This is a genomic window from Belliella calami (assembly GCF_022549695.1).
Classification (GTDB): domain Bacteria; phylum Bacteroidota; class Bacteroidia; order Cytophagales; family Cyclobacteriaceae; genus Belliella; species Belliella calami.
Genome location: NZ_JAKZGS010000020.1, coordinates 1 through 20,148 on the forward strand (window position 1 = coordinate 1; position 20,148 = coordinate 20,148).

The window sequence follows — 20,148 nt, forward strand, 5'->3', positions numbered from 1 at the left end:
CTTCCAAACAGGGCCGTCAGAGACGATGACGTTGATAGGCAGCAGGTGTAAAGCCAGAGATGGCATAGCTGAGCTGTACTAATTGCCCGAAAACTTACCGTAAGGTCTACCCATTCAATTTTCTGTAAACTTGTTGTGAATTTAAGACATAGGACGGAATATGTTAGATATTGGACGAGAGTCGAATATGCTATATCAGAAAGTCCAAAGATTTAGGCGGCCTAGCGCAGGGGTCCCACCTCTTCCCATCCCGAACAGAGAAGTTAAGCCCTGCAGCGCCGATGGTACTGGGGTTACACCCGGGAGAGTAGGTCGCCGCCACATTATTCAAAGCCAGTCACGATAGCATTCGAGACTGGCTTTTTTGCGTTTGGGGGCATTGTCCCACCCATAACAACCCACCTCTTCCCATCCCGATCCGCCGTGGCGGATAAGCCCTGCAGCGCCGATGGTACTGGTACGCCGCGGCGCACGGGAGAGTAGGTCGCCGCCACATTATTCAAAGCCAGTCACGATAGCATTCGAGACTGGCTTTTTTGCGTTTACACCCCAGAGAGAATCATCCAGACAAGAATGCAGAGGGGCAAAGATTTTCTGTAGAGCAGATGGCTCACGCAGAGCTGCAGGAGCGCATAAGGTTATTTATTGTTGGAAAGTTATGTGATGGGATTGCTTTTTTGAATTGACCGTAGTGATGAAGGATGTTTAGACTTAAAAGTTTAGCGGAAAGACATCGGGGAAAACCTTCGAGGTTTTTGAAACCTCAAAGGTTTCTTGTCCCCAACCTTTGAGGTTTTTTTCAAACCTCGAAGGTTTCTGTTTTTTATAATGACGCTAAGATATCAAGGCAAGCTCTATTCTAATAAAACCTTCGAGGTTTTTTGAAACCTCAAAGGTTTGCTGTCCTAACCTTTGAGGTTTTTTTCAAACCTCGAAGGTTTTTTGTTTTTTGTAATGATGTTATATTATAAGGAGAGAACCACTGTTCTAAAACCTTCGAGGTTTTTTGAAACCTCAAAGGTTTGCTGTCCTAACCTTTGAGGTTTTTTTCAAACCTCGAAGGTTTTTTGTTTTTTGTAATGATGTTATATTATAAGGAGAGAACCACTGTTCTAAAATCTTCGAGGTTTTTTGAAACCTCAAAGGTTTCCTGTCCTAACCTTTGAGGTTTTTTTCAAACCTCGAAGGTTTTTTGTTTTTTGTAATGATGTTATATTATAAGGAGAGAACCACTCTTCTAAAACCTCGAAGGTTAAAGTCAATATCTGGCCAAATGGGCAGCGACCATTCTTAATGTACCAAAATCGTATTTTCCAGGATTTTTTTCTCTTATTACTCCAAGTTCTCCATCCTCTAATTCAAGTAAAACAGATATTTCCTTCACAAGTTCTTCAGAAAGATGATTGAATATATCTACTTTTCCTGCCATGATACCTTTTGTTAGATGTCCTTTGATCGTTGATTCTGCAAGTCCTCTATAAGCAGCAATCTCTTCTACACTTTTTCCTTCAAGACTTAGGGTGTAAGTAATCTCAAATGTTTCACCTTTTTCCAGTTTCATATTTGGACCTTCGTTTCTCTTCTTTTTCTTACCGGTTTTACTTGTCCCGAATTTTGGGTTGTCTTTAGCAGCTTGTTTAGCTTCTTGCGCTAGACCAATTCTTAGGTGAACCAAATTTTTTGTAACATCAGACATTTTCCCTATTTCTTCTCCGTTTAATATCGCAGGGACTAAAAATGTGATCTTTTGTAACTCACTTAATTTTTTTAAAAGTATTATCTCTATCTCTGATATTCCATCTAGATAAGTTTTTGTTTTGGAGTATCTTTCAACTTCTGCAGCATGATACATTAATTGTTTCAAAACATCTTTTAATAATCTGAAATAGTATTCACTACCTTTTTCTAACCTTTCCAATAAATGGTTTTCCTCCTTTTGCTGTAATAAATAGATTAATTGTCTTTGGAATTTATAAGTGTTTTCACCTTCTACAAGAATAGAATCGTATATTTTCGAAATGGCTGCACGCATTTCAGGGTCTTCAAACTCCATTGTACTGTCGCTCTCTTTCGAAAACGCCTCCATATTTTCTATGATTGGAGAGAAATCGAAAGTATTTACAAGTAACTTTTGAATATATAGATATTGATGATCCTTAATAAGGATTTCCAAAGGCTGCTGACTGGTACTTGTTTGTTTGGTAAATACAATTGCTTGATGGTCTGAACTGATTATGTTCGATTGGATCCTTGTTCTCAAAGTCAATCCTTCCAAACCCCTAAGCCTACTCAATGCAACATAAACCTGTCCTGGCGCAAAAGCTTGACCGATATCGATTATCGCTTTATCGAAAGTAAGCCCTTGGCTTTTATGGACAGTTACTGCCCATGCTAGTTTTATTGGATATTGCTCAAAGGTTCCAATGACCTCTTCCTGCAGCTCTTTTGTTTCTTCCTTGATACCATATCTTTTGTTTTCCCATGTCTCTTTTTTGAGTATGTACTCTAATTTAGTATCAGTCATCATCACTTTGATTTCATCATCAACGATGTTCTTGACAACCGCCATTTTCCCGTTAAAAAAATCTGAGAACCCACTGCTATCATTTTTAATAAACATCACTTGTGCACCCTCTTTCAATTCAAGTTTTTTGGGGATTGGGTAGATGCTTTCTGGAAACTCGTTTTTTACTTCTGCTTCGAAAAAATGTGATTTACCTTTTAGTAAACCTAATTCCTTTTGATTGTGAGCTTCAGCTTTATAGTTGTGCGTGGTAATGATGATGTTATCTTTCAGGTTCTTTATTTCCTCTTCAGTTTTGAAAAATCTATTTAGAAAAGAAATGTCTTCTTGAGTAGTTTTGTTTTCTCGAAGGTGATTCAAAATTTGAATGAATTGGTCATCTTTTTGTCTAAATATCTTATTAAGTTCGATATAGACCAAGCCTGAACTTTGAAGCGCTTTGGCTTCAAAAAAATGCATACTTTTATAAAATTTCCCCAAAACCTGCCATTCGTCATCTTTGACAATTGGAGGAAGTTGGAATAAGTCCCCTATCATCAGCACTTGAACACCACCAAATGGTTCGTCAAAATTTCTTTTGACACTTTTCATTCGATAATCAATAGCGTCCAATACATCAGCTCGAAGCATACTGACCTCATCAATGATTAAAAGTTCTACCGATTTAAGGACTTTTTTTCTTGCACTATTCAAAGTATGCCTCCTTCCAAGGCTGTACTGAGTATAATAATTCCCACTATTCGTGAAATTGCCTTCAGGTTCCCTTGTTGGTAAAAATGATCCAAAAGGTAATAGAAATTGCGAATGAATGGTTACTCCTTTGGCATGCAAAGCAGCAATCCCAGTAGGGGCAAGAATCACATAGGTCTTGTGCGTGATTTCAGCAAGATTTCTCAAAAATGTCGTTTTACCCGTGCCTGCTTTTCCTGTTAAAAATATAGGGCTGTTTGTACTATTGACAAAATGTGCAGCAAGCTCTAATCTGTCTGTGGTTTGAATCTCCATAAGAATAAATTTACTACAAAAATGAAAATTGACCGAGTAAAAAAACATTAAGTTCGTAAAGTTTTTAAAATAATGTAACTTTGTTCCCATTAGATAGTTGTCATACTAACTATTAAAACACGAATTAAATGTCAAAACATATTTTAGTCACTGGTGGGACAAAAGGAATCGGTCGAGCAATAATCGAAAAGTTTGGCTTAGAAGGTTTTTCAGTATCCACTTGTTCGAGGAATGAAAGTGATTTGGTGGAATTGAAGGCTGATTTTCAGCGTAAGTTCCCAAGCCAATCTATTTTTACGATGAAGGCAGATCTTTCTAAAAAGGAAGAAGTAATGAGTTTTTCAGAGAAAGTAAAAGAAAATATTGGCTGTCCAGATGTTTTGATCAACAATACTGGTGTTTTTTTGCCTGGAGCGATTCATACAGAGCCGGATGGTAATTTGGAGCTGATGATTCAGACTAATTTGTATTCCGCTTACTATTTGACAAGAGCATTTACGCCTGAGTTTATTGAGAAACAGTCAGGTCATATTTTCTCAATAGGATCTATAGCGGGCCTTACAGCGTATTCTAATGGCGGTAGCTATGCGATTTCAAAGTGGGCGATGCTAGGATTTACAAAATGCCTAAGGCAAGAATTGAAAGATTTCAATATCAAAGTGACTTCTGTTTTACCTGGAGCCACATTCACGGCAAGTTGGGCGGGCGTGGAAATTCCCGAAGAAAGATTTATGAAATCAGAAGACGTTGCAGAATCAATATGGGGAGCATACAATCTTTCCCCAAACTCAGTTGTTGAAGAAATAGTAATTAGGCCACAATTAGGAGATTTGTAAAATTTATGGAAACCAAAGCACTATTGGAAAAGATTAAATATTGTAATAGCCTTACTGACTACTCTAGGAGAAAGACGATTCCAGTCAAAGTAGGGGATGTAACCATTGGTGGTGACAATCCAATTGTGGTGCAGTCTATGACCACTGTAGATACGATGGATACCATGGGCTCAGTCGAGCAATGCATCAGAATGATAGAGAGTGGCTGCCAGCTGATTAGAATTACAGCTCCAAGCATGAAAGAGGCTGAAAACCTTCAGCTGATTAAAGATGAATTAAGGAAAAGGGGATACAATACACCTTTGGTAGCAGATATACATTTTACGCCTAATGCAGCAGAAATTGCGGCAACTATTGTAGAAAAAGTTAGAATCAATCCAGGGAATTACGCCGATAAAAAGAAATTTGAGGTAATTGAATATACTGACGAAAGCTATCAAGAGGAATTGGATCGGATCAAAGAGCGATTTTTGCCTTTGGTGAAAATCTGCAAACAGCACGGTACTGCAATGAGAATCGGTACCAATCATGGTTCTCTCTCTGACAGAATTATGAGTCGATACGGTGACACCCCATTAGGAATGGTTGAGTCTGCCTTGGAATTTTTGAGGATTTGCGAGGATGAAGGATATCATGATATAGTGATTTCTATGAAATCCTCCAACACCCAAGTGATGGTACAAGCATACAGATTGCTCGTACAAAAGCTTGAAGAAGGCGGTTTCAAGCCATACCCATTGCATCTTGGTGTGACTGAAGCTGGTGATGGTGAAGATGGAAGGATTAAGTCTGCTGTTGGAATTGGTACTTTGTTGGAAGATGGATTGGGAGATACTGTTAGGGTTTCATTGACTGAAGATCCAGAGTTTGAGGCGCCAGTAGCCCAAGCTTTGGTTGATAGATATCTCAATAGGGCAGGTCATGCTAACATTCCAGAGATCAAACATTTTCCTATTTCTCCATTTGAGTACAATAAGAGAGAGACGATTGAAGTTTTCAATTTCGGAGGAGGAAATGTTCCCCGGGTGATCACAGATATTTCATCGATCGAAGCTATACAGCCGAAGGAAATGAAGCAGGTCGGTCATTTCTACTTACCAGAATTAGACAAGTGGAAAATGAATGATCAAGGTGCAGATTATGTTTTTTCTGGATCTAACCCTATTCCATTTATGCTTCCAAATGGCATGAAGGAAATTCAATATTTTTCAATTTGGGAAAAGTCTGAAGACAAAGAGAATAAGTTTCCTGCATTTACTTTGGATGAATTTAAGGCCTCAAAAAACTTTCATTTTGGATTGAATTTCCTGATGATTTCAGATTTGGAAGTAGAAGATGCTGTGAAAGTATTGGAGGGTAGAAAAGACGTAGTAGTCATTCTTTCTAGTGAAAATACCCACAATTATGCAGCCTTGAGAAGAGCCTTTGTTGTTTTCTTGGAAAATAACATTCAGGTTCCAATTGTACCAAAAGTTATCTATAAAGAAAAAAGTCAAGATCAGATTATGCTATATGCAGCAACTGATGTTGGAGGTTTATTGATAGATGGTCTTGGAGAAGGCGTGATGATCGATGCTTCCAATTATAATGACTTGAAAAGAGAAACTATTCTGGATCAGATCAAGTTACATAATTCAATCAGCTTCGGTGTTTTACAAGCTGCGAGAACGCGGATGTCCAAGACAGAATATATTTCTTGCCCTTCATGTGGCAGGACTTTATTTGATCTACAGGAAACTACAGCGATGATCCGCAAAAGAACAGATCATCTCAAAGGTGTAAAAATCGGCATCATGGGTTGTATAGTCAATGGACCTGGAGAGATGGCTGATGCGGACTTTGGATATGTCGGGTCAGGTAAAGGGAAAATTACCCTTTATAAGGGAAAGGAAGTTGTGAAACGTTCTGTTCCTTCGGAGAAAGCAGTAGATGAACTGATTGAAATAATCAGAAAAGATGGAATGTGGATAGAACCAGAAGTGTAAATTGATTTTCAAATCGATGTGACCACTTTGTCCTCCAAATAAAAAAAATATGGCAAATAGCAGATTAAAAGAATTCTTTCAATTAGGTGAGTTGGGAAATTATTTTGTAAGGGTGTTTCAAAAGCCTGATCCAAATAAGAAGAGCAATCTAAATATGAAAATGATGCATGGCATAAACAAGATATCGATTTTGATGTTTTTGGCTTTCATTATCATTTGGATTGCAAGGAGATTATTCTGATTGCTTAACTTAGCAAAAAGAATATAGAAAAATGAATATCACTTTCTTCAGAGAATATTGTCTTTCGAAACTTGGGGCTTCGGAAGATACACCTTTCGACGCCAATACGCTATGTTTTAAAGTAGGAGGGAAGATTTTTGCGATCATTGATATAGAACTTTTTGAAAGTGTAAACTTAAAATGTGAGCCTGAGTACGCTGTAGAACTACGTGAAAAATATGACTCAATTGTGCCAGGATATCATATGAATAAAAAGCATTGGAATTCAGTGATTTTCAATTCGGGATTGTCTGATAAATTTATTTTGGAGCTAGTAGATCATTCGTATGATTTGGTTTTTGATAGCTTATCGAAGAAAGTAAAAGAAAATATTCAAGAAGGATGAGTTACCTAAAAATCGAATCAATCCAAAAAACTTATCAAAATGACAAGCCAGCGATCGTTGATTTTTCTCTGGAAATACCGAAAGGTCAGATCATTTCACTGATAGGAGAAAGTGGTTCGGGGAAAAGTACACTTTTAAGGATTATCGCAGGACTGGAAAGTAAGAATTCAGGTGAGGTGTTTTTGGGAGAAGAAAAAATTCTGACACCCAAAGAAAAATTAGTACCTGGCTATGACGAAATCCAATTGGTGTTTCAGGAATATCATTTGTATCCTAATTCTACCGTAGAAGAAAATATTGGACGGCCTTTGATTCAATATGACAAGGCATATAAAAAGAAAAGGATCGATGAGCTTTTGAAGTTGTTGGGTTTAGATGCATTTAGTACAAAACTCCCTCGGCAACTTTCGGGAGGTCAGCAACAAAAGGTAGCTATAGGAAGAGCTTTGAGTTTGGAACCACAAGTAATCTTGCTTGATGAGCCATTTTCCAGCTTGGATACGATCCAAAGAAGGGAGTTGATTGTTGAGTTAAAGACAATTTTCAAACAGTTAGAGGTAACAGTTATTTTTGTAACGCACGATTTGGATGATGCTTTGCAAATGACAGATTCTTTGGTGCTGATGCACAAGGGGAAGTTACTACAAAAAGGTTCGCCCGAGTCTATTTTTGAAAAGCCAAAAAATCTCTATGCAGCCAAGCTTTTCAGTCATTTGAACATCGTCAGTGAAAAGCCAAGGACTTACATCAGACCATCGGATATTCAGCTATTCAAAAGTGTAGGACTAGCTGGAAAGGTGCTAGAGAAACAGTATCTAGTTCATTACAATCAGCTAAATGTACGATTGGAAAATGGAGCTGAATGGCTCGTTGAAGACAAAAAAAGAATGTTTGAGCTTGGAGAAAAAGTTTGCTTACGATGGGATGAAAAAAAGGAAATTTCATTTTAAAAAATAAAGCCTCTGAAATCTTTTTTCAGAGGCTTTATTTTTATTTGTGTATCCTCTTTCTTGCACGTAGCCAAGCAATAGGATATTGGATGAACGATTTGTTGACTGTGAACTGTTGTTTGATGACGAGTATCCGCAACTTACAAATCGACTTCTTACCCTACGTGCAACATTGCGGATACTCATATATTCTTAATGCTCGTGTCCGTGTTCGCCATGAACATGACCATGTTCCAGTTCTTTTTCAGTAGCCTCTCTTACTTCAAACACCTCACCGTCAAAATGTAAGTCAAATCCAACTAAAGGATGGTTGAAATCCAACAGAATTTCTTCTCCAAGATCTTTGATTACTTTTGCTTGCATAGGGAAGCCATTTTCATCTATAAGCGGAAGAAAATTCCCTTCTTCCAACATGTTTGGCTCAAAACCGTTTTGTGAGTTGAATTGGTCTTTTGGGAGCGCCATGATCATTTCTTCATCCGCTTGACCATATGCATCTTCAGCTGTGATGATAAAATTAAAGCTATCACCTTTTGCTTTTCCAGCAAGTAATTCTTCAAATTTCTCGGGTAATCCGCTGTTGCCGAACAAGAAAAAGAAAGGGTCTTCGCCATCTCTTACTTCTACACTGAATGGTGCTGATTCTACTTCTTCCTCGTCCTTGCTTACTTTGAGTTCATAGGTAAGCCCTACTACTGAGTTGTTTGTGATTTTCATGTGTTTATAATTGTTTTTCTATGGTCATCCCGAATGGTCGGGACAAGCGATGGAATCTCGCAATGTGATAAATATTTTATGTGTATCCGCTTTCTTGCACGAAGCCAAGCAATAGATTGTTGGATGAACAATTTGGTTCTGCTGACTGTGAACAGTTGTCTGATGACGAGTATCCACAACTTACAAAGCTACTTTTTACCATACGTGCAACATTGCATATACTCATAAAATATTTCTAAGTTTTGCTAGAGTCATGCTCGATTCCATAATGATTTTTTCAGAATGCAAAGTTACATTTATTTTCATAAATGCCCTGAGAATCATTTCATTTCCTTATTTGATTGCCCCATTGACCATGGTGAGGAAGATACATAACATGCTTAGTACAAAAGATAAAAAAACCAAGCCTTCTTTCTTCTTCCAAGAAGCGTAAACAGCCAATATGAAAATTGTCAAAAACAGTAACCCAAAAATAAGTGTATTTGTAAGGTATAAATTTTCCGATGCATGGAAATAAGGAGCCTCTGGATTTCCGGTTTGTAGATTGATTTTTTCTCCCAAGAATTTTATACCGATCCACTCTCTAATATAAGAGTAAGTAAATACCCCGGAAGCTAGAAGTGCAGCGAATGAGAAGAAAATCTTGTTCAAAATATTTTCGTTGAGGGAGATTAGGGAAAATGGCTGGATTTACCGATATTTAAATCTAAAATTAAAGAAAAATGACCTCATTAGAAAAAATAAGGAGTGGTTTGATTGATAAAATATTGTCAATTAATAATAGGGAATTTTTAGAAGCATTGGATAAACTTATTGCTTCAAGTTCATCTCAATCAGATATAGTTGAATTAACAAAAGAGCAGAAAGAAATTTTGGAAATGAGTGAACAGGATATACAAAATGGTAAATTAATTTCTCAAGAATTAATGGATAAAAGAAATTTGGAATGGCTAAACGAAATGTAGTTTGGACAAAAACTGCAGATATCCAGTTTGTGGGAGTTTTAGAATATTGGGTAAAAAGAAACAAATCTAACACCTATTCAAAAAAACTAGTAAAATTGGTTTCCGGATTAACAAAACAGATTGCAGATAATCCATTAATTTATAAAGTGTCAGATTTTAAGGATACTCGTGTATCGACATTCGGAAATTTTAGTGTTTTTTATCAAGTAAGAGAAAAAGATATTTTAATAACCTCTTTTTGGGATAACAGACAAGACCCTAGAAAACTAGTTAAGACATTAGATGATGTTTAAGCAAATTCATAAGAATATTTTCAGGGTTAAAAAATCAATTTTAACCTAGAACTAAAAAAAAGGTTGGATACCTTTTGAAATAGATCCAACCTTTTTTTCTTGAAATTTTTAGATTACGATATTCACAATCTTCCCTGGTACTACGATCATCTTTTTCGGAGCATTCCCTTCTAGCCATTTCTGAACTGTTTCGTCCTCCAAAGCTGCTTTTTCTATTTCCTCCTTTGTCAAACTCAATGAAAGAGAAAGTTTGGTCCTCATTTTTCCATTGATGGAAACTGGATACTCATGGCTGTTTTCCACTAAATATTCTTCTTTGAATTCTGGGAAACTAGCTTTGATGATAGAGTCCATATTTCCTAACAAAGCCCATAGTTCCTCGGCAATATGCGGGGCGTAAGGAGATACCAACACAGCAAGTGGTTCTAAAACTGCTCTTTTGTTGCATTTCATTGCTGTCAATTCATTGACACAAATCATGAATGAAGCCACTGAAGTGTTGAAAGAATAATTCTCTAGATCTTCTTCTGTTTTTTTGATTGTTTTGTGAAGTGTTTTCAATTCCTCCTTGCTTGGAGCATCATTGGATACTGATACTTCACCGGCATTGTTATGATACAGTTTCCAAAGTTTCTTCAAAAATTTCGAAACACCATCGATTCCATTCGTATTCCAAGGCTTAAATTGCTCTAATGGTCCCAAGAACATTTCGTACAATCTCAATGTATCAGCACCATATCTTTCTATGATGTCATCTGGATTGACAACATTGTATTTAGATTTAGACATTTTTTCCACTTCAGAACCACAGTGGTATTTGCCATCTTCAAGTATGAATTCAGCATCTACCAAATCAGGCCTCCAAGATTTGAATTTGTCCAAGTTCAATTGATCATTGTGGACTATGTTTACATCTACATGCATTGCAGAAGTTTCATATTGGTCTTTCAAGCCTAAGCTGACAAATTTATTCGTACCCTTTACTCTATACACAAAATTGGATCTACCTTGAATCATTCCTTGGTTGATCATTTTTTGGAATGGTTCTTCAATGTCAATTACACCAAGGTCAAACAAGAATTTTGTCCAAAATCTAGAGTACAAAAGGTGCCCAGTAGCATGTTCAGCACCACCTATGTAAAGATCGACTGCACCCCAATATTTGGCGATTTCTTGATCTACAAATTTATCTTCATTTTTGGGATCCATATAGCGTAGGAAGTACCAGCTAGAGCCAGCCCATCCTGGCATTGTGCTTCTTTCCAAAGGAAACTCTCCTTCAGATGTCTTGTAGTTCCAATCTTTTGCCCTTGCCAAAGGTGGCTCTCCGTCTTCTGTAGGTAAATATTTGTCAACCTCAGGCAAAACCAATGGCAAGTCTTTTTCCTCAATCAAATATGGAAGACTATCTTTGAAATATACTGGAAGCGGCTCTCCCCAATAGCGTTGTCTGGTGAAAATCGCATCTCGCATCCTAAACTGGATTTTTCCTTTCCCTATTTTTCTAGCTTCCACAAATTCAATTGCTTTATCCATCGCAGCCTGCATTTCCAAGCCTGAAAGGAAATCTGAATTCATGATGATACCGCCCTTTCCTGGGAAAGAACCTTCTTCCATATTTCCTTCTATCACCTGTCTGATTTCCAAGCCAAAATGTTTCGCGAAATTAAAATCCCTCTCATCATGTGCCGGTACAGCCATCACTGCACCTGTTCCATATCCTGCCAAAACATAGTCAGCAATCCAAATTTGGATTTCTTCTCCATTGAAAGGATTGATGGCGTAGGAACCTGTGAATGCTCCTGAAATAGTTTTGACATCTGTCATTCTATCTCTTTCCGAACGGTTTCTGGCTACTTCCACATAAGCTTCTGCAGATTTTCTTTGGTCTTCTGTGATTAAGTCTTGTACAAAATCATGTTCAGGTGCCAAAGCCAAATAGGTGACTCCATAAATCGTGTCGATTCGAGTTGTGAAAACCTTGATTTGCTTATCATGACCTTTCACTTCAAAAACCATTTCGGCACCCTTGGATTTCCCGATCCAATTCCGCTGCATCTCTTTGATTGGTTCTGTCCACTCTACAGTGTCCAAACCTTTAAGGAATCTGTCTGCATAAGCCGTGATCCTCATCGACCACTGTATCATTTTTTTTCTTTCTACAGGATGGCCACCTCTTTCCGAAAAACCGTCTTTTACTTCGTCATTGGAAAGTACTGTTCCTAATGCTGCGCACCAGTTTACGGTTGTTTCAGCTAAAAATGTCAATCTATATTTTAAGAGGATTTCTTGTTTTTGTTTTGGAGAAAAATTCTCCCAATCCTCAGAAGTAAACTCTGGTGTATCTTCATCACAGACTGCATTGATCCCAGTATTTCCTGATTTCTCAAAGTGCTCGATCAAGTTGTCTATCCTCTTGGCTTTGTCTTCAGACTTGTCATAGTAGCTATTGAATAGCTGCATGAATATCCACTGTGTCCAGCGATAGTATGTAGGATCAGATGTTCTTACTTCTTTTTCCCAGTCGAAAGCAAAGCCAATATTCTTAAGCTGTTCTGTATATCTTTTGATATTTTCCTCAGTGGTAATTGCTGGATGTTGGCCAGTTTGGATGGCATATTGCTCAGCAGGAAGCCCAAATGAATCATAACCCATTGGGTGAAGGACATTGAATCCCTGAAGTCTTTTGTAACGCGTGATGATGTCAGAAGCAATATATCCTAGTGGATGTCCTACATGAAGTCCTGCACCGGATGGATACGGAAACATGTCCAAGGAGTAAAACTTAGGTTTGCTTTTGTCAACTTTGGCATTGAAGATCTGGTTTTGTTCCCAGTAAGCCTGCCATTTTTTTTCTATTACCTGCGGATTATAATCAGCCATTTTGAAAGAATGCTTTACTTAAATAATGAATTGCTTGCAAAAATAGAAAAATATGTGGTAAATGCCGGTAGTAATACCAATACTTCGTCGAGTATTTTATTGATTAGACAAAGGTTACCAAAACCTAAATCTCTTCTCGTTGATTCTATTTCTAAAGATGAAATTATCCCAAAGATCTGGAGACAGGTATATTTCTATTCCCAAATTCAAACTCAAATAGCCATCAAATCGCTCCTCTAAGCCAGATCCACGCCTGATTCTTCCTCCATTGTTCAAAATTTTCTGTACGTCAGGTTCGCCATTGTCATCCAAAAAGTTCGGGTTACGTATTGCTAGCTTCAACCTGTTTGGGTTTGGACCGTCTCCAAAAGTGCCGTAATCAGCAATCAAGTCTTGATAGAACTCACTTACGTTGTAAGCACTTATGTCATCCAAGTAATCGCTCAAAGTCCATCTGTAGTTGAGTTCGAAGGTAAGATCAGTGTAAACATTCAACTTATATTTTGCCCCAATGCCAGTTGGGAAAACCATAATATATTTGTTGTAAGGATTGTTTTCGAGCTGTAAAGGCCTTAAATCAATCCAAGCGGTTCCAAGTTGAGCCTTCGGATCATTGGTAGATACACCAACTCCGGCAAATGCATAGAGATTGAAGAAATTTCGGGTGATATTATATAATTTTACTGGTTTCCAATGGTATTCACCGATCAATGAAGCTTCTAAATTTCGTGCCCTGAAATGGAGATTTCTTGCGGATCTATTAGATCTAGGGTCAGCAGGAGGATCTTGTCCTGAGATTTGATAATAGGAAAAGTCAGCTCGAAGTCTTGTTCTTGTCCCCATGGTTCTTCTTAGGGCAATATTGGCATTCCAATCAGGTTGTATTCCTTCATAATATCTCCAAAGAGAATACAGTTCACCGAAATACTGGGTAGGGCCTATTGACGCAGATATAGACCATGGCTCTTCAAAGCGGTATCTGTACAAACCTTGTGAGAAAGCATTGCAAGAGAAGATATAAAGTATAGCAAAAATCGATATTTGCTTAAGCAGACATTGCATTGTCAGTGAAATCTTTGTTTGGGTGATGCAAATTATCTGTAAAGAAAGTGATAAAGTTTAATTTATCAATTTTTCTCCTCCAGAGATTATATGAATATCTCTTTGAGGGAAAGGTATTTCTATACCCTCTTCACTGAATTTTTTGAAAATTTCGAAATAAAGCTGACTTTTCAATACTTTCGGTTTGTTGATATAATCAGATGACCAAACCCTCAAAGTAAAGTTTAGGCTATTGTCTCCAAATTCATCAAAAAGTACATCGGGTTCTGGACTTTTCAAAACACCTATATTATCTTTTGCTACTTTGATTAGTATTTCTTTGATCTTTTGGGGATTTTCTTTGTATGAAACTCCAACAGGAAAGTTAAACCTGATATTCCTATCATTATGTGACCAGTTTATCACCTGACTATCTATAAACTGGCTGTTCGGAATGATGACTGATATATTGTCATTAGTAACAATTGTAGTTGATCGGGCAGAGATAACAATCACATCTCCTGCGATATCCCCGACTTCAATCCGGTCTCCAACTTTTATTGGTTGCTCAAATAAAATGATCAAACCACTTATGAAGTTGTTTGTAATGTTTTGTAAACCAAAACCAATACCTACACCTAAGGCACCAGCTAGGATTCCAAACGCGCTCAGATCTATACCGCTAGTCTGAAGTATGGAAAAAAGACCTGCGATGATAATCAGATACTTGACGATTGTAGCTACAGACTGTCTAGTGCCTGATTCAATTTTATATTTTACCAATACATTTTTGATCAGAAAACGTCTGATAATTTCAGAAATGAACAGCAAGAGCACTATTGAAAAAACTAAAGAGATGAGTAGTCCAACTGTAAGGCTTGATGAACCTATGGAAAACAGTTTGAATGTTAGTACTTCATTCATAAACTCAAAAAAATCTGAAACAGTGTTGTTTTTGAAATTGTTTATTTTTTCTTCCATTGGATAAAAATATTTAGAAAATGATAACCCTGCTAAATTTAGAATGTTTATTTTACATATTCAATTTGGCAAAGAGATTGTTGTAAATTCAGAAGAAACTTTTGTACAGCTTTGATTTGAATGATAATTTAGAATATTTGATTGAAAATTGATTAATTTTGTAACATGACTAAGCAAAAAGAAGAATTAGAACACCGCTTAAAATTAAGGAATATTAAACTTTCTGACTATGATGATATTAGAGAAATTATGGTCAGTATATATAAAGAACCAGGTGGGGCATGGACTCGCCAAGAGTTGAAAAATCAATTAAAAGTCTTTCCAGAGGGTCAAATTTGCATTGAAGACAATGGTAAAGTTGTGGCTGCTGCTTTGAGTCTAATAGTGGACTATGCAAAGTTTGGAGATAACCACACTTATGACCAAATCACTGGTTTTGGGAAGTTTGATACACATGATTCGGATGGTGATACATTGTATGGAACTGACGTATTTGTTGATAAGGAATACAGAGGAATGCGTCTTGGTCGTAGGTTGTATGATGCAAGGAAAGAATTGTGTGAGAACCTAAACCTTAGATCGATTATAGCAGGGGGCAGAATCCCTGGTTATTCGAAATATTATGATCAAATGACTCCAAGGAAATACATAGACTTGGTGAAAAGTAAGGAGATTTTTGATCCAGTATTGTCATTTCAGCTTGCCAATGAATTTCACGTTAGAAAAGTGATTACAAAATACCTTCCCGAAGATACAGATTCGAGAGCTTATGCTACTTTATTGGAATGGATCAATATCTATTACGAAAAAGATGAAAAGCTTATTGGTAACAAAAAATCGATTGTAAGGCTAGGCTTGGTACAGTGGAAAATGCGTCGATTCAATGATGTTGATGATTTGATGCAACAAGTTGAGTTTTTTGTAGACACAGTATCTGGTTACAAATCAGATTTTTGCTTGCTTCCAGAGTTTTTTAATGCGCCATTGTTGGCAGAATTCAACGATATGGATGCCTCCGAAGCGATTAGAAACTTGGCTGACTATACAGATGAGATTGTCACCAGAATGCGAGATTTGGCATTGTCTTACAATGTAAATATCATCGCAGGTAGTATGCCTGAATATGATGGCAAGAAGCTTAGGAACGTGAGCTACCTATGTAGAAGAGACGGGACAGTAGATAAGCAATACAAGCTTCATATTACACCAGATGAGCAATCTTATTGGGGTTTGCAAGGAGGGAATGGTATAAAAGTGTTTGATACTGATGCTGGGAAAATAGGAATTTTGATCTGTTATGATGTAGAATTCCCTGAGTTGGGTAGAATATTGGCAGAGCAAGAGATGGATATTTTATTCGTACCTTATTGGACTGATACCAAAAATGCATTCTTGAGAGTAAACACATGTGCCAAGGCGAGAGCAGTGGAGAATGAGTGCTATGTTGCCATCACTGGTTCTGTTGGTAATTTGCCAAGGGTAGAAAACATGGATATTCAATATTCCCAAGCAGCGATTTATTCACCTTCCGATTTTTCCTTTCCACATGATGCCACGGTAGCACAGGCTTCGGAAAATGCAGAGACAACCATTGTAGCAGATGTAGATTTAGATCTGCTTACAAAACAAAGGAAAGCTGGCAGTGTAAGAAATCTAGATCAGAGGAGGTTGGATTTATATTCCATCCATTGGAAGAAAAAGAAATAAACTATGCAAAATTACCTCTCGGGATTGACCGAGGAAATCAAAATGAAAGCCAAAGAAATCCGGCTTATAATCACTGATGTCGATGGGGTGCTTACAGATGGGGGAATCATCTATGATGACAACCGTCTTGAGTCAAAGAAATTTAATGTCAAGGATGGTTTGATCGTTAGTCATCTCAGAAAAAACGGAATTCTGGTTGGAGCCATTACAGGTAGGAGGTCAAAAGTTGTGGAAGACCGTTGTGAGGAGTTGAATTTTGATTTTCACTACCATGGAATCAAGGACAAAGGAAGGAAACTTAAAGAAGTTTTGGAGACTTTGGAAATTGATCTTTCAAGTGTCGCATACATAGGTGATGATTTGATAGACTTACCAATTCTTACTCAGGTTGGACTATCTGTTTGTCCAGCAGATGCACTTCCGTATATCAAAAACAAAGTTCACTTAGTATCATCTTTGGATGGAGGAAAAGGTGTGTTTAGGGAAGTAGGGGATATTGTATTGATATCCAAAGGGATATTTGAAGAAATAATTGAAAAATTAGCCAACCAAAGTAATGAATAGATTTACACAACCAATGAAAATCACAGACAATGTGATTTTAGGAGAAAACAAACCAGTCCTTTTTGCAGGACCATGTGCTGTAGAAAGTTTTGATATTTGTATAGAAATAGGATCTACAGTAAAAGAGCTCGCTGAGAAATTTGGGTTTTCGTATGTTTTCAAAGCATCTTTTGATAAAGCAAACAGGACATCTTCGGGTTCGTTCAGAAGTATCGGAATGGATCAGTCTCTTGAAGTATTGCAGAGGGTTGGGAAGCAGTTGAATGTCCCATTGGTGACAGACATTCATGAAAGTTACCAAGCGGCAGAAGTGGCGACAGTAGTCGACGTACTTCAAATACCTGCATTTCTTTGCCGACAAACAGATTTGCTTTTAGCTGCAGGAAAAACAGGAAAAGCAGTAAAAATCAAAAGGGGGCAGTTTATGGCTCCAGAAGATATGCAATATGCAGTGACCAAAGTGAGATCAACAGGAAATGATAATGTTTGTCTGACTGAAAGAGGATTTTCATTAGGTTATCATAATTTGGTGGTGGATATGAGAGGACTCCCGATTATGCGGCAATTTGCACCTGTTGTTTTTGATATTACACATAGTGTTCAGCAGCCAGGGGGACAAGGAGGTACAAGTGGTGGCCAAAGAGAATTTGCGCCTTTTTTGGCAAGGGCAGCAGCAGCCACTGGTGTTGATGGTTTCTTTATAGAAACGCACCCTGACCCCTCAAAAGCGTTGAGTGATGGTCCTAATTTGATACCATTGGATAAAATGGAATCATTCTTAGGGATGTTGAAAGAATCATGGGAGCTAGGAAGAAAATACCAAGACTTCTCAGTGAAATAGATGCGTATTTAATGCAAAAGGGACTCCAATTTAGGTAAGTCCCTTTTTATTTTGGATTTTGTTACTATGAAGAAAACGCTACTTAAATTTCTATTCATAATCCTTCTTGGATTTCAATATGGCAATCTTACTGCACAGAATAATCAGGGAGAAATTTCTAACTTGATCAGAAGCCTTATTGAAAAAGACAGTCCTGATTCGGATCAAAAGGTGATAGGGCAGGAATTGTTCAGCGCTGTGACGATCAAAAGTTTTTACAGTGATAGGGTTTTTGAGCCGGCATGGTCAGATGGGAAAGTTTTGCCTGAAATAGCCTATGAAATGCGCTACGAAATACAGCAAATCCAATTTGATGGACTCAATCCTGCCGATTATCACTTGTCGGCTATCAATGAGCTTTTTGGGAGATATGAAAATTCTAGAAAGTCAAAAGGTGTATTTTTACCTAATGATTTTGCCGCACTTGATGTTTTGTTGAGTGATGCATATTTGATTATTTCTTCACATTTATACCTTGGTAAAGTTAATCCCGCTAATCTAAAATCGGTTTGGAACATACAGCGCTCAGCTACTGAGCTTCAAGCTGGAGAGAGATTGGTGACGGCTTTAGCCAAAGGAAGTATCAGGAAAAGCTTTGAAGAACTTTATCCCACATTTACTATTTACAAAAGGATGAGGGATGGACTTAGATATATGTATGGTCACGAAAAGAGATATAATTCGAAATACATCGGGAGCTGGAAAAAGCTTAAAATTGATAAATCAATCAAGGTTGGAGATTCTGATAATCAGATAAATGAAATTAGGTCTAGGTTGATGTTTTGGGAATTTATAAGTAAAGATTTTGTCAAAGATGACAAAACCTACGATAGTATCATGGAGTTGGGGATCAAAAAGTTGCAAGCAAGGCATGGTTTGGAAACAGATGGAGTCATTGGACAAGGGACTGTTTATGCATTAAACCAAAGCCCCAGCGATTTGATAGCCACTGCAAAAGTGAACATGGAAAGATTGAGATGGCTTTCGGCAGATATTAAGGAGCAGGAGCTTATTTTGGTGAATACAGCTAATTTTCAACTGGACTTTATTTCCAAAAGAGACACTTTGCTCAGTTCAAAAGTGATAGTGGGCAAAAGCTATCATGCTACTCCGCAGTTTGATGCAGAGATGTCCTATCTCGTATTCAGTCCCACTTGGACGGTTCCAAATTCTATTACGAGAAATGAAATTATCCCTGCTATCAAGAAAAATCCCAATTACCTGGCCAGTAAAAACATGGTTGTAATAAACAACTCAGGGGTTTTGATAGATCCAGGAACTATAGATTGGCAAAAAACCAATCCAAGGAAATTCCCTTACATGATTAGACAAGAACCAGGAGCGCAAAATTCTTTGGGTCTTGTAAAATTCATGTTTCCTAACCAATACAGTGTTTATATCCATGACACTCCTAGCCGCAGTTTGTTTTCAAGGGAAGACAGAGCTTTGAGTCATGGGTGCATCAGGATTCAGAACCCTGCCGAATTGGCAAAGCTACTCTTGTCTTTTGATTCTCAATGGACCGAAGCAAAGATCGATGAGGCAATGAAACAAAAGAAGGAACGAGTTGTCACATTAGATAGGAAAATTCCCGTTGTAATTTTTTACTTGACTTATTGGGCTGATTCCAAAGGGCAGGAATATTATAGAAGGGATATTTATGACAGAGACTCAGAGATCCTAAAAGCGCTATCTCAGGTTAGAAAAACCTAATCAAGCTTTTTTCTATTAGAATATATCGAATTGCAAAGCTTGATAAACACTAACAGAAATCGATTTCTGAGAATTGTGGAATAATGAAATTCTCTTTCCTTTAGAGACTTTAGCTTGATAGAGGGCGTGCAGTACAAGCAAGATGGCAAATCAAACATTTCAATCATCGAATTAGTATCAATGGAACTGTTTTCGACTTGATAAATGTTGAGAAGGATATTTACGAAAAATTTAATAAAAACAAAAAAGCTTTGATTTGAAAAGGATAATTGTCTAAGTGATTATCAGCAATGGCACAACACATCAATGCATATGCTAATCAGGAAATATCAGAAGACTGTCGACAGCATGACGAATTCAAGTGGTGAACCTGATTAAATGTGGATACAAGTGTGAATGCGGATATGCATAATTATTTATCTGGAATTCAGAGTATTAGTATTTTTGTTTAAAGAATAATTGTTTTAATTAAACAAAA

17 protein-coding genes and 2 rRNA genes are annotated in these 20,148 nt (G+C 37.4%); 13 read left to right on the forward strand and 6 right to left on the reverse strand.

The genetic code is table 11. From position 1 onward, the window contains the following. Window positions 1–102, forward strand: a 23S ribosomal RNA gene (locus MM236_RS17245); the annotation flags it as partial. A gap of 110 nt (window positions 103–212) precedes the next feature. Then, window positions 213–324 (forward strand): 5S ribosomal RNA (rrf, locus tag MM236_RS17250). Window positions 325–1,258: 934 nt separating this feature from the next. On the opposite strand, the gene MM236_RS17255 is transcribed toward rrf, so the two are convergent. Beyond that, complete coding sequence (locus MM236_RS17255) at window positions 1,259–3,529, reverse strand: helix-turn-helix domain-containing protein (RefSeq protein ID WP_241276240.1); 2,271 nt, start codon at window positions 3,527–3,529, stop codon at window positions 1,259–1,261. A gap of 128 nt (window positions 3,530–3,657) precedes the next feature. Between MM236_RS17255 and MM236_RS17260 the strand changes: the two genes are divergently transcribed. The 5 genes from MM236_RS17260 to MM236_RS17280 are packed head-to-tail and all read left to right on the forward strand — an operon-like array spanning window position 3,658 to window position 7,926. Next, entirely contained in the window at window positions 3,658–4,365 is a 708-nt protein-coding gene (locus MM236_RS17260; protein WP_241276241.1) for an SDR family oxidoreductase, read from the forward strand. 5 nt (window positions 4,366–4,370) lie between these two features. Beyond that, entirely contained in the window at window positions 4,371–6,350 is a 1,980-nt protein-coding gene (gene ispG, locus MM236_RS17265) for a (E)-4-hydroxy-3-methylbut-2-enyl-diphosphate synthase (protein WP_241276242.1), read from the forward strand. A gap of 49 nt (window positions 6,351–6,399) precedes the next feature. Then, entirely contained in the window at window positions 6,400–6,591 is a 192-nt protein-coding gene (locus tag MM236_RS17270; protein ID WP_241276243.1) for a DUF6728 family protein, read from the forward strand. A gap of 31 nt (window positions 6,592–6,622) precedes the next feature. After that, window positions 6,623–6,976: an MmcQ/YjbR family DNA-binding protein gene (locus tag MM236_RS17275; RefSeq protein ID WP_241276244.1), complete on the forward strand. Its 354-nt coding sequence runs from the start codon at window positions 6,623–6,625 to the stop codon at window positions 6,974–6,976. Continuing rightward, window positions 6,973–7,926: an ABC transporter ATP-binding protein gene (locus tag MM236_RS17280; protein ID WP_241276245.1), complete on the forward strand. Its 954-nt coding sequence runs from the start codon at window positions 6,973–6,975 to the stop codon at window positions 7,924–7,926. Before MM236_RS17275 ends, MM236_RS17280 begins: the two co-directional genes overlap by 4 nt. A gap of 192 nt (window positions 7,927–8,118) precedes the next feature. On the opposite strand, the gene MM236_RS17285 is transcribed toward MM236_RS17280, so the two are convergent. Both MM236_RS17285 and MM236_RS17290 read right to left on the reverse strand, forming a co-directional pair. Further along, window positions 8,119–8,643, reverse strand: coding sequence for an FKBP-type peptidyl-prolyl cis-trans isomerase (locus tag MM236_RS17285; protein WP_241276246.1), 525 nt, complete (start codon window positions 8,641–8,643; stop codon window positions 8,119–8,121). A gap of 333 nt (window positions 8,644–8,976) precedes the next feature. Beyond that, window positions 8,977–9,294: a hypothetical protein gene (locus tag MM236_RS17290; protein WP_241276247.1), complete on the reverse strand. Its 318-nt coding sequence runs from the start codon at window positions 9,292–9,294 to the stop codon at window positions 8,977–8,979. 71 nt (window positions 9,295–9,365) lie between these two features. Between MM236_RS17290 and MM236_RS17295 the strand changes: the two genes are divergently transcribed. Continuing rightward, the gene (locus MM236_RS17295; RefSeq protein ID WP_241276248.1) at window positions 9,366–9,608 is read left to right on the forward strand and encodes a hypothetical protein; all 243 of its coding nucleotides are present in this window, start codon (window positions 9,366–9,368) and stop codon (window positions 9,606–9,608) included. Next, complete coding sequence (locus MM236_RS17300) at window positions 9,590–9,901, forward strand: type II toxin-antitoxin system RelE/ParE family toxin (RefSeq protein WP_241276249.1); 312 nt, start codon at window positions 9,590–9,592, stop codon at window positions 9,899–9,901. Before MM236_RS17295 ends, MM236_RS17300 begins: the two co-directional genes overlap by 19 nt. 108 nt (window positions 9,902–10,009) lie before the next feature. Here the strand turns inward: MM236_RS17300 and leuS are convergent, their stop codons facing one another. From leuS to MM236_RS17315, 3 genes are all read right to left on the reverse strand, one after another. Continuing rightward, window positions 10,010–12,784 carry a leucine--tRNA ligase gene (leuS, locus tag MM236_RS17305; RefSeq protein WP_241276250.1) on the reverse strand — a complete coding sequence of 925 codons (2,775 nt, stop codon included), beginning with the start codon at window positions 12,782–12,784 and terminating at the stop codon, window positions 10,010–10,012. Window positions 12,785–12,898: 114 nt separating this feature from the next. Further along, complete coding sequence (locus MM236_RS17310) at window positions 12,899–13,846, reverse strand: hypothetical protein (RefSeq protein ID WP_241276251.1); 948 nt, start codon at window positions 13,844–13,846, stop codon at window positions 12,899–12,901. 57 nt (window positions 13,847–13,903) lie between these two features. After that, entirely contained in the window at window positions 13,904–14,806 is a 903-nt protein-coding gene (locus MM236_RS17315) for a mechanosensitive ion channel family protein (RefSeq protein ID WP_241276252.1), read from the reverse strand. 165 nt (window positions 14,807–14,971) lie between these two features. Between MM236_RS17315 and MM236_RS17320 the strand changes: the two genes are divergently transcribed. From MM236_RS17320 to MM236_RS17335, 4 genes are all read left to right on the forward strand, one after another. Then, window positions 14,972–16,513: a bifunctional GNAT family N-acetyltransferase/carbon-nitrogen hydrolase family protein gene (locus MM236_RS17320; RefSeq protein WP_241276253.1), complete on the forward strand. Its 1,542-nt coding sequence runs from the start codon at window positions 14,972–14,974 to the stop codon at window positions 16,511–16,513. A gap of 3 nt (window positions 16,514–16,516) precedes the next feature. Further along, window positions 16,517–17,077 (forward strand): KdsC family phosphatase, encoded by a 561-nt coding sequence (locus MM236_RS17325; protein ID WP_241276254.1) that lies wholly within the window; start codon window positions 16,517–16,519, stop codon window positions 17,075–17,077. Next, the gene (gene kdsA / locus MM236_RS17330) at window positions 17,070–17,918 is read left to right on the forward strand and encodes a 3-deoxy-8-phosphooctulonate synthase (protein ID WP_241276255.1); all 849 of its coding nucleotides are present in this window, start codon (window positions 17,070–17,072) and stop codon (window positions 17,916–17,918) included. Before MM236_RS17325 ends, kdsA begins: the two co-directional genes overlap by 8 nt. A 66-nt stretch (window positions 17,919–17,984) precedes the next feature. Further along, on the forward strand, window positions 17,985–19,670 hold the full coding sequence (locus MM236_RS17335; RefSeq protein ID WP_241276256.1) for a L,D-transpeptidase family protein: 1,686 nt from the start codon (window positions 17,985–17,987) through the stop codon (window positions 19,668–19,670). Window positions 19,671–20,148 lie beyond the last annotated feature (478 nt).

Bases quoted from the DNA above. Each gene is read 5' to 3' on its own strand.
- MM236_RS17255 (WP_241276240.1), bottom strand. From the start codon at position 3,529: ATGGAGATTCAAACCACAGACAGATTAGAGCTTGCTGCACATTTTGTC.
- MM236_RS17260 (WP_241276241.1), top strand. From the start codon at position 3,658: ATGTCAAAACATATTTTAGTCACTGGTGGGACAAAAGGAATCGGTCGA.
- ispG (WP_241276242.1), top strand. From the start codon at position 4,371: ATGGAAACCAAAGCACTATTGGAAAAGATTAAATATTGTAATAGCCTT.
- MM236_RS17270 (WP_241276243.1), top strand. From the start codon at position 6,400: ATGGCAAATAGCAGATTAAAAGAATTCTTTCAATTAGGTGAGTTGGGA.
- MM236_RS17275 (WP_241276244.1), top strand. From the start codon at position 6,623: ATGAATATCACTTTCTTCAGAGAATATTGTCTTTCGAAACTTGGGGCT.
- MM236_RS17280 (WP_241276245.1), top strand. From the start codon at position 6,973: ATGAGTTACCTAAAAATCGAATCAATCCAAAAAACTTATCAAAATGAC.
- MM236_RS17285 (WP_241276246.1), bottom strand. From the start codon at position 8,643: ATGAAAATCACAAACAACTCAGTAGTAGGGCTTACCTATGAACTCAAA.
- MM236_RS17295 (WP_241276248.1), top strand. From the start codon at position 9,366: ATGACCTCATTAGAAAAAATAAGGAGTGGTTTGATTGATAAAATATTG.
- MM236_RS17300 (WP_241276249.1), top strand. From the start codon at position 9,590: ATGGCTAAACGAAATGTAGTTTGGACAAAAACTGCAGATATCCAGTTT.
- leuS (WP_241276250.1), bottom strand. From the start codon at position 12,784: ATGGCTGATTATAATCCGCAGGTAATAGAAAAAAAATGGCAGGCTTAC.
- MM236_RS17310 (WP_241276251.1), bottom strand. From the start codon at position 13,846: ATGCAATGTCTGCTTAAGCAAATATCGATTTTTGCTATACTTTATATC.
- MM236_RS17315 (WP_241276252.1), bottom strand. From the start codon at position 14,806: ATGGAAGAAAAAATAAACAATTTCAAAAACAACACTGTTTCAGATTTT.
- MM236_RS17320 (WP_241276253.1), top strand. From the start codon at position 14,972: ATGACTAAGCAAAAAGAAGAATTAGAACACCGCTTAAAATTAAGGAAT.
- MM236_RS17325 (WP_241276254.1), top strand. From the start codon at position 16,517: ATGCAAAATTACCTCTCGGGATTGACCGAGGAAATCAAAATGAAAGCC.
- kdsA (WP_241276255.1), top strand. From the start codon at position 17,070: ATGAATAGATTTACACAACCAATGAAAATCACAGACAATGTGATTTTA.
- MM236_RS17335 (WP_241276256.1), top strand. From the start codon at position 17,985: ATGAAGAAAACGCTACTTAAATTTCTATTCATAATCCTTCTTGGATTT.